Source organism: Rhodococcus sp. HNM0569, assembly GCF_012726205.1.
Lineage (GTDB): Bacteria > Actinomycetota > Actinomycetes > Mycobacteriales > Mycobacteriaceae > Rhodococcus_F.
In genome coordinates this window covers 219,007-232,605 of the sequence record NZ_JAASAE010000007.1, presented here as the reverse complement: position 1 = coordinate 232,605, position 13,599 = coordinate 219,007, and the positions used below count along the sequence as shown (strand labels likewise).

The following is a 13,599-nucleotide window of genomic DNA, read 5'->3' as shown; positions in this document are numbered from 1 at the left end:
GAAGGCTTCGGGGAGCGATAGCGCTATTATTGTCTTTCATGAACAACGATAGCAGTGCGGCGCGTGTGGCGGGCTCGGTGCGCGCATGGATCGCGAGCAATCCATCGGCCACCACGCTGCCGTCGACGCGCACGCTCGCCCGCGAGCACGGCGTCGGGCCGGTGACCGTCCAGCACGCCGTGCAGCTGCTGGTAGCCGACGGAGTCGTCGAAACCAAGCCGGGCGCGGGTACTTTCGTCGTTCGCGCGGAGCCGCGCCGCACGGGCGACGTGTCGTGGCAGTCCACCGCACTCGGGCCGTCTCCCGCCGTCGACTTTCCGGGTTCGGGAGTCCGTTCGGTCCCGGACGGCACCACCGCACTGCACACCGGCTACCCGTCCCCGGCACTGCTCCCGGGCGCGCTCGTTCGTTCGGCGCTGCAGCGCGTCGCCCGCGAGCCGGACGCGTATCTCGGATCCTCGGCCCCCGCAGGCGAACCGGCGCTGCGCTCGTGGTTCGCGCGCGAACTCGACCGCGGTGGCCCGGGCGGGCTGTTCGACGCCGACGACGTCGTCGTGACATCGGGTGGGCAGGCGGCGATCTCGGCGGTGCTGCGGGCGCTGACGGCGCCGGGCGACACGATCGTGATGGAGTCGCCGACGTACTGGGGTGCGATCGCCGCGGCCCGCGCGCAGGGCCTGCGCATCGTCCCGGTCGCCCGCAGCCGCGACGGCATCGACCCCGCCGACCTCGACGCCGCGCTCACCATGCACGACGCGCGGGTGTTCTACGCGCAGCCGACCTACGCCAATCCGACCGGCTCGGTGTGGACCGCGGACGTGCGGGCGGGCGTGCGTGACGTGCTGGTGCGTCGCAAGGCGTTCATGCTCGAGGACGACTGGGCACGCGATCTGTTTCTCGGTGCGCAACCGCCGCCCCCGATGGCGGCTGGCGACGTGGACGGCCACATCCTGTACGTACGATCGCTGACCAAGAGCGTGTCGCCGTCGGTCCGGGTCGCGGCGCTCGTGTCCCGGGGGCCGGTGCTCGCGCGCATCCGCGCGACCCGCTGGGTCGGTGAGCTCCTCGTTCCGCGACTGACCCAGCGCATCGCCCTCGACGTGGTGTCGAGCGCCGGTTGGGCACGGGGCGGCGCTGGCCTACGCCGCGGTCTGCGCGCGCGCCGTGACGCGCTCGTGTCGGCGGTGCGCGATGCATCTCACCTCACCGTGGAGGCCGTCCCGGACGGCGGGGTGGGCCTGTGGGTCGCGCTGCCGAAGCGCGTCGACCCTGCCGAGCTGACCGCGGTGTGCCTCGATCGGGGCGTCGCGCTCTCGCCCGGACACGAATGGTTCCCGGCCGAGCAGCCGGGGCCGTTCGTGCGGCTGGCGTTCGCGGGAGAATCCGAGGATCGCTACGTCGAGGCCGTCCAGGTCGTGGAAGACGCGGTGCGCGAATCGATGTGAGCGTTCACCCGTCACGCATCGCGGCTGCGAGGAGCGTGACGGATCGCCCTGCCGCGAGGATCGGTTCGGGATCGCGCATCGCGCGGGCGAGCACGAACGCGCCTTCGAGCGCGCACACCACCGCCGTCGCGAGATCACGTGCACTGTCCGGGTCGTCGACGACCACACGGCACCACGCCGCCAGGACGTCGAGCCACGACGCGAATACATCCGCCGTGGCCTGCCGCAGCGGCTCGTTGGTGCTGGCGACCTCGAGCGCCACGGTCGCGATGGGGCACGCGTCGGCGTAGTCGGTGAGGGCGATGTCGACGGCCGCCTGCTCGAACGCGGCGCCGAGCGCGTCGACCGGATCGTCCGGGCCGCCGTCGAGCAGTGCCAGCACCATCGCGCCGTATGCGGCGCCGCCGGTGCGGACGACCTCCTCGGTGAGTGCGTCCTTGCCGTCGAAGAAGTGATAGATCGAGCCGACGCGGGCGCGGGATTCGGCGGCGATCTGCTTCAGACCGGTTCCGGTGTAGCCCTGCCGGCGGAACAGCGCGGCGGCCGCCGTGAGGATGCGCTCGCGCGTGCCCGTGCCGTTGGATTCGCCGCTGCCGTTGGATTCCCCGCCGCCGTTCGAATTCACCGTAACCCCTTCCGCTCGCACCCGTCGTCATGGTAAGCCTGATTTGAGTGATCGTTCAAACCGCACGATCCTGGAGGTACCCGAATGCCCACCGTCGAACTGGCCGCGGGACCGATCGACTACGTCGACACGGGCGGCGACGGCCCGGTGCTCGTGTTCACGCACGGCTTCCCGATGAATCATCTTCAGTGGCGCAAGGTCGTTCCATTGCTGACCGGGATGCGCTGCGTGCTGCCGACACTGCCCCTCGGCGCACACCACACGGCGATGCGCCCCGGCACCGACCTGTCCCAGGGCGGGCAGGCGCACATCCTCGCCGACTTCCTCGACGCCCTCGATCTGCACGACGTGACACTCGTGATGAACGACTGGGGCGGACCGCAATTCGTCGTCGCCTTCGATCGCGCGCAGCGTATCGGCCGCATGGTCTTCGTGGCGTGCGAGGCGTTCGACAACTTCCCGCCGGGCCCCGCGCGGCCTGCTGCGGCGCTCATGCGTGTCCCGGGCGGCGCGTGGTTGCAGACCCAGATGCTGCGGACGTCGCTGTTCCGGCATCACCCCAAGGCGTGGGGAGCGATGAGTAACAACAGGATCCCCGAGGACGTACTCGACTCGTGGTTCACCCCCGCTCTTCACGACTCCGCGATCCGTCACGACCTCGCGACCTTCGCAACCGGCGCCCCGGACCGGGAGACACTGCTCGAATGGGGTTCCGCGCTCGGCACATTCGACCGGCCCGCCCTCGTGGTGTGGGCCGAGGACGACCGCATGATGCCGGCCGATCACGGCCGCCGGCTCGCCGAACTGCTACCGCAGGGCCGTCTGGTGACGGTCGCCGACTCCGCCACCCTCGTGCCGGAGGACCAGCCCGACGAACTCGCCCGCATCCTCGGCGAATTCGTGCGTCAGGATGCCCCTGCGGGGCGGTGACCCGGCGCGTCGCGCGCCGGAAGTTCCGTCCGGAATGGATATCCTCACGCAACCACGCCGCGCCTGGTGCGGGGTGGAGAAGGGGAGATCGGGGTGGCGGACGGGTGAGACGGACGGCCGGTGCGGCGCTGGTGGCGGGCGGGATCGCCGCGGGCAGCGCGGCCGCGGACCCGGGCGAGGCGAGAGGCGCGTCGCTCGACTCCGCGTGGTTCGACCACCTGACGAGCAGCACCGCAGGCGGGGTCTTCGCGGCGGTCCTCGGTTTCACGTGCGCGCTCGTGCTCACCCGGACACGTCCGACGGTCGGTGTCGGGCTGTGCGGGGCGGCCGCGCTCGTCGTCGCTGCGCTCCCACTCTCCGGCACTGCGACGTTCGTGCTGAGCATCGTCGGTGCCGGTCTGGTGCTGGGTGCCCTCGCGCGGCTCGCGACCGGACCCGCCGTCCGGGCGGATCAGGCGCACCTGGTCGCCGGTGTGCTGATCGGCGTCCTGTGCGCACCGCTCGTGTCGTGGGCTGCAGACTTTCCGGTACCGCGTCGGTACGCCGATTATCTCGATGAGGCGAGCGCACTCGAACCGTCGTGGTGGTTGCTGATCTGGGCGCTGCTCGCGGTGGCGGCGCTCGCGACTGCGGCGAACAGACGCGAGTTCGCCGTCGACGCCGCACGATCGGGCACCGTCGACGGCCGGGCCGCGATCATCGGAATCGCCGCGCCGCTGGTCGCTCTCGGGCTCTACGTGTGGTTCGTCGAGGCCGTCACGGGCGCGTCCGGTCTCCTCGCCGAGCCGTTGCCGTCGCAGTGGCTGGGCTATGTGCTCGCCGCGGCCGTCGCCGCCGTGGCGGTGTGGGTACCCGGGCGGGTCGGGGCGGTCGTCGTGCTCGCGGTCGCTCTCCTCGCCGCGAGGTCCGTGCTCGGTAGCTGGACACCGAACTCGTTGTGGTGGTTGCTCGTTCCGATCGCCGGAGTCGGTGTCGGTGCGTGGGCCGGATACGCTCGGCCGAACTCGCGGGCCGCGTTCGCCGTGGTGGTCCTGTGCGCGGCGGCGGGCCTGCTGCGTGAGCCTCCGCTCGACAATGTGCAGGCGATCGTCGCGATGATCGTGTTCCCCGCCGCTGCCGCCTACGCGATCGCCTCGGTACTGCCCACCGCGCCCACCACGCTGACCACCGCGCTCGCGGTCCCGTTCGCGACCGCGGCCGCCGTCGGCAACACGTTCGGGTGGACGGCCTGGAACGGCGAATCACCGCAGTGGGCGTTCGTGCCCCACCAGTCCGGCTGGTGGCAGTGGGTCGCGGTCGGCGCCCTGCTGGTCGTGTGTGCGCTCGCCCTGCACCTCGTGCGCCGACGGCCCGTGCCCGAGTGAACCGAGCGCGCTACGTTCACCTCGGGTGGCCTGGTCACTGCATACGTGGGTCCCGGGTGGGGTCGGCGTACATGTGGGGGCAGCGGTAGCCGACGGCGTCGGGGCGCAGCTCGAAGTGCCACGGCTCGTTGGTGTAGATCTGGCACAGGCCGTGCCCTGCCCCGTGCCGGGCGAGCCACGCCGCGGCGTCGGCAGGTCCGATGTCGACCGCGTCGCCCGACACATGAGCAGACGTCTCGGGGGTGGCGACCCAGCGGGCAGCTGCGGCATTCGACCCGTACTCGGCTACCGCTTCGCGGAGGAGCTGATCCTGATACTCCGGGGACCGCCACCCGCTGTTGACGTGGAACTCGATGCCCTGCTCGGCGGCGGCGTCCGCTGCGTCACGCAACGCCCCGATCAGCTCGGGGTCCAGATTGCCCACCCCGGCGTATTCGTCGTCGAAGACCGTCACGCCGACCGGGAGGTCCCCGTCGGCACCGTGCTCGGCGTCGCTGTACGGAGCAGGCAACGGTACCGATCGACAGGCCTGGATCGCGACGAGCCCGACGACGACGGCCAGGCCGAGCGCGGCGGCTCGGGAAGCTGTGCGGACCGTCCCCCGTGTTGCGGTTCTGTTCATGCCGCCAGTCAAGGCAGCGTGCTGTTGCGAGGGTGTAAGCACTTTTCCATACGCAGGCGATATCCCTTCGCTCCTACGATGGAGGGCATGCGAGTGTTGGTCGTCGAGGACGAGCCGTACATGGCCGAGGCGGTCCGCGACGGACTACGCCTCGCCGCGATCGCCGCGGACATCGCAGGCGACGGCGACACCGCATTGGAGATGCTGAGCGTCAACGCGTACGACATCGCGGTGCTGGACCGCGACATTCCCGGGCCTTCCGGCGACCAGGTCGCCGAACACATCGTCGCGTCGGGAAGCGGAATGCCGATCCTGATGCTCACGGCGGCCGACCGGCTCGACGACAAGACCTCCGGCTTCGAGCTCGGCGCGGACGACTACCTCACCAAGCCGTTCGAGCTGCAGGAACTAGTGCTCCGATTGAGAGCGCTGGACCGCAGACGGGCTCACAACAGGCCCCCGATCAGGGAACTCGCCGGCGTGCGGCTCGATCCGTTCCGCCGTGAGGTCTACCGGGACGGCCGGTACGTTGCGCTCACCCGAAAGCAGTTCGCGGTGCTCGAGGTGCTGCTGGCCGCAGAAGGCGGTGTCATCAGCTCCGAAGAGATCCTCGAGCGGGCCTGGGACGAGAACGCGGATCCGTTCACGAATGCCGTACGGATCACGGTGTCCGCGTTGCGTAAACGGCTCGGCGAACCGTGGTTGATCGCGACGGTTCCCGGCGTCGGTTATCGCATCGACACCGAGGTAGCCGAGAGTGGATAGAAGACCTGGGTTGAGCGTTCGGCTCAAACTCACCTTCAGTTACGCAGGCTTTCTCCTGCTGGCGGGCACCGTACTGCTCGGGGCCTTCGCGGTGTTCCTGGGCGACTACCGGGAGCGGGCGCAGGACGCGGGCAAGGTGGTCATCGCGCCGTCGGGGCCCGAGTTGCTTCGTGAGTTCGCGCCGCTCGCGGCGGGCGCAATCGTGTTCCTGCTGGTCTTCGGTCTCGCAGGAGGGTGGCTTCTCGCCGGGCGGGTGCTCGCGCCGATGAGTCGCATCACCGATGCCACCCGCGCGGCGGCACGAGGGTCGCTGTCACACCGCATCGAATTGGACGGGCGCCAGGACGAGTTCCGCGAGCTGGCCGATGCGTTCGACGCCATGCTCGCGCGCCTCGAAGCGCATGTCGTCGAGCAGCAACGCTTCGCCGCCAACGCCTCACACGAACTTCGTACCCCACTCGCGATCACCCAGGCACTGCTCGACGTCGGCCGCAACGATCCGAACCGGGAAGACAGCGAGCTCGACGAAAGGCTGCGCGCCGTCAATGCTCGCGCAATCGATCTGACGGAAGCGTTGCTCCTTCTCGGCCGCGTCGACCGGCAATCCTTCGCCCGCGAGGAAGTCGATTTGTCGCTCGTCGCGGAAGAGGCCGTCGAAACCCTGTTTCCACTCGCTGCGAAACACGGCGTCGCCGTCGACACCGTCGGGGACGTCACCCCGGTCCTCGGTTCGCACGCGCTCCTGCTGCAGTTGACGACGAACCTCGTGCACAACGCGATCGTCCACAACGTGCCCGACGGCACCGTCCGGATCGGAACCTCCATGGACTCGGTGGGGGCCGTGCTCAGAATCGAGAACACCGGCGATCGGCTCGATCCCCACGTGGTCGCCACCCTCACCGAGCCGTTCCAGCGCGGCACCGAACGGGTCCGCAGCGATCACGTGGGCGCCGGGCTCGGTTTGGCGATTGCCAAGAGCATCACCGAAGCACACGAGGGAACGCTGTCACTCGGTCCACGGGCGGAGGGCGGGCTGTGCGTCACCGTCCGACTGCCGCCGCTCACCCGGCGGGCGTCGTAGGGGCTCTCGCCGCGGGCGGCCGACCGGTTCGGCACCGGAAGTGTCGGGCGGCAGCGTCTCCGGACGGGAAGCATGGACGACGTCGGAAAGGGAGGAGTCGCCCGTGCTGGAGCGGTTGAACGACGCGATCGATGTGCTCGAGGCAGCGCTGGCCCGCGGTGAAGAGCCGGACCTGAGCAGGGCATATCGGGTGTCGGGCACGTCCGAACACCATTTTCGCCGGATGTTCGCGTCGCTGGCAGGCATGCCGATCTCGGTGTACGTGCGACGACGGCGGCTCACGCTGGCCGCGCGCGATGTCGTCGACGGAGACATGAGCCTGCTCGACGTCGCGGTGCGGCACGGCTACGGGTCCACCGAGGCGTTCAACAGGGCGTTCAGGTCGGTGCACGGTGTCACCGCGGGGCAGGCCCGACGCGAGGACACCCGCTTGGTGTCCCAGCCGCGCATCTCCTTCCAGTTGGTCGTCGAAGGGAGCACGAGCATGCAGTACCGGATCGTCCGCAAGGAGGGCTTCTCGATCGTCGGTCGCAAGACCAGGGTGCCGTTGGTGCATGTCGGCCCGAACGACGCGATCGTGGAGTTCGAGCGAAGCCTGGACCCGGAGGTCAGGGCCGTGGTGTCGTCGTTGTCGGACCAGGAACCGCACGGTGCGGTGGCCGTCACCGACGCCGTCGACGACTCCCGGGCGGAGGGCACCGAACTGGACTACTGGCATGCGGCCGCCACCTGGGCGTCCGCGCCGGAGGGCTTGGACACCCTCGAGGTGCCCGCGGGGACCTGGGTCGTCTTCACCACGTCCGGGCGGTACCCCGAGGCGATGCAGAACATGTGGCGCGACGCGTACGGCGACTGGTTTCCGTCGAACCCGTGGCGCACACGCCCGGGCCCGGAGATGCTGCGGACGACGTTCGTCGACGAAGGGCACGCGGAGGCGGAACTGTGGCTGCCGGTGGAGGCGGACGGTTCGCCGGAGTGAACTGCTCGGGTGGGCCCGACTAGCGTTCGAAGCGCTCGCGTCGACCGAGCCGCCGCAGGCGGACCCACTCGAGCAGGCCCTTCGGGTCGCGGCGGGTCACGAGGAAGTACCAGCCGAAGCGCACCCATTCCTGGGGCAGCAGCCTGCGCAGGCCGGGCTGCGACAGCAGGTAGCCGCGGTTGCGGTAGGTGAAGAACCGTTTGGTGTCGTTGTCCGGGTACTGCGTGTGCATGCGGCCGCCGAGGATCGGCTTGAACTCGTCGGCGCCGTCGGGATGCAGGTACGCCGTCGTGAGGCACGTGCCGAACGGCAGCCCCGAGCGCACGAGCCTGCGGTGCACCTCCACCTCGTCGCCGCGCACGAACAGCCGCAGGTCCGGCACTCCCACCGCGTCGATCGTCGACGCACGGAACAGCGCGCCGTTGAACAGCGACGCGATGCCCGGCAACAGGTTCTCGTTCGGATCGTCGGCGTCGGTGAACAGTTCGGACCGCAGGCGCCGCCACACGACGCCGCGGCGCAGCGGGAACGCGAGCCGGTCCGGATCGGCGATGTCCGCGACGACCGGGGACACCTCGGCGAGCCGGTGCTCGCGCGCACACGCCAGGAGGGTCGCGAGCACGTCGGGTCCCTCGGGGCGACCGTCGTCGTCGGCGAGCCACACCCAGTCTGCGCCGAGCGACAGCGCGTACAGGATGCCGAGCGCGAAACCGCCTGCGCCGCCGAGATTGTGCTTGGAACCGAGATAAGTGGCAGGCACGTCCGCGCCGTCGACGAGTGCACGCACCGCGTCCTCGTCGCCGTTGTCGACGACCACGAGATGGTCGAGCGGGCGGGACTGTGTCGCGAGGACCTTCAGCGACTCCGCGAGCAGTTCGCGGCGCTTGTGGGTGACGACGACGCCGACGATCGTGCCTGCCCCGTCGTTCACAGCCCCGTCCCGTGCGGCGCCGTCGCTCACGCGGCGCCGTCCTGCCGCGCGTCCTCGCGCTTCATGTCGGCGATGGTGCGCGCGACCTGCTTGGCGGCGTCCTTGCCTTCGTACGCACCGACGACCTCTTCGATGCCACCGGTCATCCGGATCTGTCCGTGATCGATCCACATGGCGCTCTCGCACAGTTGCGCGAGGAACTCGTTGGAGTGCGACGCGAACACGAGGATGCCGGACCGTTCGACGAGCGCCTGCAAACGGGTGCGAGCCTTCTTCATGAACTCTGCGTCGACCGCGCCGATGCCCTCGTCGAGCAGCAGGATCTCCGGGTCGATGCTCGTGACCACGCCCATCGCGACGCGCACCCGCATGCCGGTCGAGTAGGTGCGCAGCGGCATGTCGAGGTAGTCGCCGAGCTCGGTGAACTCGGCGATCTCGTCCATCTTCGCGAGCATCTGCTTGCGCGTCTGACCGAGGAACAGGCCGCGGATGATGATGTTCTCGTAGCCGGAGATCTCCGGGTCCATCCCCACGCCGAGGTCGAACACGGGCGCGACGCGGCCACGGATGGTCGCCGTGCCGCGGGTGGGTTCGTAGATTCCCGACAGCAGCCGCAGCAGCGTCGACTTGCCCGCGCCGTTGTGGCCGACGAGGCCGATGCGGTCGCCTTCCTTGAGCGACATCGTGATGTCGCGCAGCGCCTCGACGACGACGACGTCGGACGAGTTGCGGGAGATCGACCCCCCGGCCTTGCCGAGGAAGGCCTTCTTCAGCGACCGCGACTTGGCGTCGAAGATGGGAAAGTCGACGCACGCGTCGCGGGTTTCGATACTCACGCTCATAGGTGACTCCTAGACCCAGTATGCGACGCGGGAACGGTACTTGCGCAGCGCGAACAGCGCGAGCGTCCACCCCACGACGGTGATCGCGATGACGATGTACCAATGGTATTTCTGCTGGTCCGCGCCGATCATCGGCGCGCGGACGATGTCGAGGAAGTGGAACAGGGGGTTGATCTCGGCGATGCGGGCACGCTCGGCGATCTGCCCGCCCTGCGCCTCGAGGGCCTCGGTGGTCCACATGATGGGCGTGAGCACGAACAGCATCAGGGTGAGCGAGCTCAGGATCGGCGCGATGTCGCGGAAACGGGTGGCGACGATGCCGAACAGCAGCGACACCCACACCGCATTGAGCGCGATCAAGCCGAGGGCAGGTACCACCGCGATCGCCGTCCACGAGATCTCCCGCCACACCCCGAACGCGACGAGCAGGATGAAGTAGATCAGCAGGTTGTGCGCGAACAGGAGCGTCTGCCGCCACACGAGCCGATAGATGTGCACGCTCAGCGGAGCGGGGAGCTGCTTGATCAGCCCCTCGTTCGCGACGAACACCTCGGAACCTTCGAGGATGCTCGCGCTGATCACGTTCCACACGATCAGGCCGACGGTGACGTACGGCAGGAATTCCTTGAGCGGCATGTTCAGCAGCGCCGAGTACAGGATGCCGAAGGCGGTGGCCTGCAGACCCGTCGCGATCGTGATCCAGAACGGGCCGATGACCGACCGGCGGTAGCGCTGCTTGATGTCCTGCCAGCCGAGGCTCAGCCACAGTTCGCGTTGCGCGAAGCCGTCGCGGAGGTCCTTGAAGGCCCGGCGGAACGTCTGCGAATCGGACGCCGGAGGCTCGTCGCCCACCGGCGGACGTTCGATGGCTGAAGCTGACACGGAGACCGAGCCTACCGGTCCGCGCCGAAAGAGGGCCCGAGCCCGTCCCCGTGCCCTGGCGTCATGCGGGCATCACAGGTAGTTGCCGGTGCCCCCGCTCGGCCCCTGCATGGTGCCCGGTTGACCGGGCACGGCGATGCCGGGCGGAAGGGCGCCCTGACGCATGTGGTCGAGCTGGGCGCGCGCCGCCATCTGCTGCGCGAACAGCGCGGTCTGGATGCCGTGGAACAGGCCCTCCAGCCACCCGACGAGCTGCGCCTGTGCGACGCGGAGCTCGGCATCGGACGGTACGGAGTCGTCGGTGAACGGCAGCGCGAGCCGCTCGAGCTCTTCGCGCAGCTCGGGCGCGAGACCATCCTCGAGCTCCTTGATCGAACGCTGATGGATCTCCTTGAGCCGCGATCGGCTGGCATCGTCGAGCGGTGCGGACTTCACCTCGTCGAGCAGCTGCTTGATCATCGTGCCGACACGCATGACCTTGGCGGGCTGCTCGACCATCTCGGTGACCTTCTCCGAGTCGGTGCCCGGTCCGTCGTCCCCCTCGGAGTCCTTCGAGTGCGACTGCGGTCGGGCGTCCAACCGGGTGGGCTGTCCGTCGGGTCCGATCACGACGACATGTTCGTTGTCAGCATTGGTCATGTCTCCATCTTGACTGGTGTTGCACCTCACGCGTGAAGATCCGCCGCGATCGGCCCACACCGTGCGGCGATACGTTTCGCCGTTACCTGTAACGCGATCCTGACGCGCACCGAAAAGACGATGGGTCCTAGAGTGTCGGTCATGGCTTTCGACGTGGCTCGCGTACGGGGACTCATCCCGTCGCTGGGCGACGGCTGGATCCACCTCGATCCACAGGCCGGAATGCAGACTCCCGACGCGGTGTCGCGCGCCGTCTCCACGGCGTTCCGGGCGTCCGCCGCGAGCATCCACGGCAGGCACGTCTCCAACCGGCGCAGCGCCGCCGTGCTCGACGCGGCGCGCTCGGCGGTCGCTGATCTCGTGGGCGGCGATCCCGCGGGCGTCGTCCTCGGTCCCGACCGCGCGATCCTGCTGGGATGGCTCGCCGAATCGCTCAGCACCCGGCTCGGGCTCGGCACCGGCCTCGTGCTGTCGCGTCTCGACGAAGAGGCGAACGTCGCGCCGTGGCTGCGCATCGCCAACCGGTACGGCGCCGCGGTGCGCTGGGCGGAGGTCGACATCGAGACGTGCGAGCTGCCCAGCTGGCAGTTCGGCGAGCTCGTCACGTCCACCACGCGTCTCGTCGCGCTCACCGCCGCGTCGCCCATCGTGGGATCGGCGCCGGACGTGCGGGTCGCGGCCGACAAGGTGCACGATGTCGGCGGCATGGTGGTCGTCGACGCGGTCGGCGCGGCACCCTACGCGCACGTCGACATCGCCGAACTCGGCGCCGACATCGTCGCTGTCAACGCTCCGGCCTGGGGTGGGCCGCAGGTGGGCGCGCTCGTGTTCCGCGATCCCGCGCTGCTCGACCGCATCCCGTCGATGTCGCTCAACCCGTTCGCGCGTGGTCCCGAACGGCTCGAGGTGGGCGGCCACCAGTTCGCGCAGCTCGCCGGGCTCACGGCGTCGATCGACTTCCTCGCCGGCCTCGACGAAGGCGCGAACGGCTCGCGCCGCGAGCGGCTCGAGACGTCGATCAGCTCGCTGCAGCACTACCACGACGGCCTGTTCGACCATCTGATGAGCGCGCTCGGCCGACTCTCGCACGTCATGATCATCGGCCGCTCGCCGAGTCGCGTGCCGACCGTCAGCTTCACCGTCGACGGCGTGTCCGCCGACAAGGTCGCGTCGCACCTGGCCGACCGTCGCATCGCCACGGTCAGCGGCACACACGGTGGGTCGCGACTGCTCGACTCGCTCGGCGTCAACGACGAGGGTGGCGCCGTCACCGTCGGCCTCGCGCCCTACACGACGCGCTTCGAGATCGATCAGCTCGTCAACGAGGTCGCCGCTCTCGCGTGAGCCCGCTCAGCGCACGCGCAGCACCACCTTGCCCACCGAGTCGGGCGAGTCGAGCAACTCGTGTCCGCGCGGTGCTTCGGCGATGGGGAGTTCGGCGCTCACGACGGGAGCGACGAGACCCTGCTCGATCAGCGGCCACAACCGCGTGCGCACCTGTTCGACGATCTCGGCCTTGCTGTGCTCGCCGGTCACCGGGCGTCCACGCAGACCCGTCGCGAACACGTGCCCGCGCTTGAGGAGCAGCTTGCCGAGGTTCAACTCGCCCGTGCGGCCGCCCTGCATACCGATCACGGAGAGCCTGCCGTCGAACGCGAGCACGTCGAGGTTGCGGTCGAGGTACTTCGCGCCCATGTTGTCGAGCACGACGTCGGCGCCGTGCCCGTCGGTCGCGTTGCGCACCGCCTCGACGAAGTCGTCCTTCTTGTAGTCGATCAGGATGTCCGCGCCCAGTTCGCGGCATCGCTCGAGCTTCGACGGCGATCCCGCCGTGGTGGCGACGGTCGCGCCGAGCGCCTTGCCCACCTGGATCGCGTGGGTGCCGATCCCGCCCGCGCCACCGTGCACGAGCAGCACGTCGCCGTGCCCGAGACCCGCTTCCATCACGACGTTCGACCACACGGTGCACGCGACCTCGGGCAGCGCGGCGGCGGTCGCGACGTCCATGCCGTCGGGTACCGGCAGGACCTGCGCGGCCGGAACGACCACCTGTTCGGCGTACCCGCCGCCCGCGAGGAGCGCGCACACCTCGTCGCCGATCGACCATTGGGTGACGCCTTCGCCGAGCGCCGCGATCGTGCCCGAGCATTCGAGGCCGAGAACCTCGCTCGCGCCGGGCGGCGGCGGGTAGTTGCCCTGCCGCTGCAGGACGTCGGCGCGGTTGACGGCCGTCGCGACGACGTCGATGAGCACATGGCCCGGTGCGAGCTGTGGATCCGCGTGCTCGCGCCAGACCATGACGTCGGGTCCACCGGGTTCGGTCAGCGTGATCGCGTGCATGTGTTCGACCGTAGCGGACCGCACACCCGGCCCGCGGCGTGTGCCATCGCACGCTACTCGGCGGTAAGTCGAGCGGCGAAGGACACTATTGTGGTTCGAGTGCCGACACGTGACAGCGCTTCCGGGACCGCACGAGAGTCCGAGACCCCGTGGC

14 protein-coding genes are annotated in these 13,599 nt (G+C 69.6%); 7 read left to right on the top strand and 7 right to left on the bottom strand.

Going from position 1 to position 13,599, the window contains the following annotated elements:
* The first annotated feature begins 38 nt into the window (after nucleotides 1-38).
* Complete coding sequence (locus HCA44_RS12375) at nucleotides 39-1,445, top strand: PLP-dependent aminotransferase family protein (protein WP_169648851.1); 1,407 nt, start codon at nucleotides 39-41, stop codon at nucleotides 1,443-1,445.
* 4 nt (nucleotides 1,446-1,449) lie between these two features.
* Here the strand turns inward: HCA44_RS12375 and HCA44_RS12370 are convergent, their stop codons facing one another.
* Nucleotides 1,450-2,070 (bottom strand): TetR/AcrR family transcriptional regulator, encoded by a 621-nt coding sequence (locus tag HCA44_RS12370; protein WP_169648850.1) that lies wholly within the window; start codon nucleotides 2,068-2,070, stop codon nucleotides 1,450-1,452.
* Between the two features lie 84 nt (nucleotides 2,071-2,154).
* Here HCA44_RS12370 and HCA44_RS12365 point away from each other — a divergent pair, with 84 nt between their 5' ends.
* A complete protein-coding gene (locus HCA44_RS12365) occupies nucleotides 2,155-3,000 on the top strand; it encodes an alpha/beta hydrolase (protein ID WP_169648849.1) in 846 nt (281 codons plus the stop codon).
* Nucleotides 3,001-3,104: 104 nt separating this feature from the next.
* Nucleotides 3,105-4,364: a hypothetical protein gene (locus HCA44_RS12360; RefSeq protein ID WP_169648848.1), complete on the top strand. Its 1,260-nt coding sequence runs from the start codon at nucleotides 3,105-3,107 to the stop codon at nucleotides 4,362-4,364.
* A 34-nt stretch (nucleotides 4,365-4,398) separates the two neighbouring features.
* Here the strand turns inward: HCA44_RS12360 and HCA44_RS12355 are convergent, their stop codons facing one another.
* Entirely contained in the window at nucleotides 4,399-4,986 is a 588-nt protein-coding gene (locus HCA44_RS12355) for a M15 family metallopeptidase (protein WP_169648847.1), read from the bottom strand.
* 87 nt (nucleotides 4,987-5,073) lie between these two features.
* Between HCA44_RS12355 and HCA44_RS12350 the strand changes: the two genes are divergently transcribed.
* The 3 genes from HCA44_RS12350 to HCA44_RS12340 all read left to right on the top strand — a co-directional run bounded on the left by HCA44_RS12350 (nucleotide 5,074) and on the right by HCA44_RS12340 (nucleotide 7,811).
* Nucleotides 5,074-5,751: a response regulator transcription factor gene (locus tag HCA44_RS12350; protein WP_169648846.1), complete on the top strand. Its 678-nt coding sequence runs from the start codon at nucleotides 5,074-5,076 to the stop codon at nucleotides 5,749-5,751.
* A gap of 10 nt (nucleotides 5,752-5,761) precedes the next feature.
* Nucleotides 5,762-6,832: a HAMP domain-containing sensor histidine kinase gene (locus HCA44_RS12345; RefSeq protein ID WP_206038037.1), complete on the top strand. Its 1,071-nt coding sequence runs from the start codon at nucleotides 5,762-5,764 to the stop codon at nucleotides 6,830-6,832.
* 103 nt (nucleotides 6,833-6,935) lie between these two features.
* A complete protein-coding gene (locus HCA44_RS12340; RefSeq protein ID WP_169648844.1) occupies nucleotides 6,936-7,811 on the top strand; it encodes an AraC family transcriptional regulator in 876 nt (291 codons plus the stop codon).
* A gap of 19 nt (nucleotides 7,812-7,830) precedes the next feature.
* Here HCA44_RS12340 and HCA44_RS12335 read toward each other — a convergent pair whose 3' ends face one another.
* From HCA44_RS12335 to HCA44_RS12320, 4 genes are all read right to left on the bottom strand, one after another.
* A complete protein-coding gene (locus tag HCA44_RS12335) occupies nucleotides 7,831-8,742 on the bottom strand; it encodes a glycosyltransferase family 2 protein (RefSeq protein WP_169648896.1) in 912 nt (303 codons plus the stop codon).
* Between the two features lie 26 nt (nucleotides 8,743-8,768).
* The gene (locus HCA44_RS12330) at nucleotides 8,769-9,584 is read right to left on the bottom strand and encodes an ABC transporter ATP-binding protein (protein WP_169648843.1); all 816 of its coding nucleotides are present in this window, start codon (nucleotides 9,582-9,584) and stop codon (nucleotides 8,769-8,771) included.
* A gap of 9 nt (nucleotides 9,585-9,593) precedes the next feature.
* A complete protein-coding gene (locus tag HCA44_RS12325) occupies nucleotides 9,594-10,466 on the bottom strand; it encodes an ABC transporter permease (protein WP_169648842.1) in 873 nt (290 codons plus the stop codon).
* A 72-nt stretch (nucleotides 10,467-10,538) separates the two neighbouring features.
* Nucleotides 10,539-11,105 (bottom strand): bacterial proteasome activator family protein, encoded by a 567-nt coding sequence (locus tag HCA44_RS12320; RefSeq protein WP_169648841.1) that lies wholly within the window; start codon nucleotides 11,103-11,105, stop codon nucleotides 10,539-10,541.
* A gap of 141 nt (nucleotides 11,106-11,246) precedes the next feature.
* Between HCA44_RS12320 and HCA44_RS12315 the strand changes: the two genes are divergently transcribed.
* Nucleotides 11,247-12,449 (top strand): cysteine desulfurase-like protein, encoded by a 1,203-nt coding sequence (locus HCA44_RS12315; RefSeq protein WP_169648840.1) that lies wholly within the window; start codon nucleotides 11,247-11,249, stop codon nucleotides 12,447-12,449.
* A 6-nt stretch (nucleotides 12,450-12,455) separates the two neighbouring features.
* Here the strand turns inward: HCA44_RS12315 and HCA44_RS12310 are convergent, their stop codons facing one another.
* The gene (locus HCA44_RS12310) at nucleotides 12,456-13,445 is read right to left on the bottom strand and encodes an NAD(P)H-quinone oxidoreductase (RefSeq protein WP_169648839.1); all 990 of its coding nucleotides are present in this window, start codon (nucleotides 13,443-13,445) and stop codon (nucleotides 12,456-12,458) included.
* Nucleotides 13,446-13,599 lie beyond the last annotated feature (154 nt).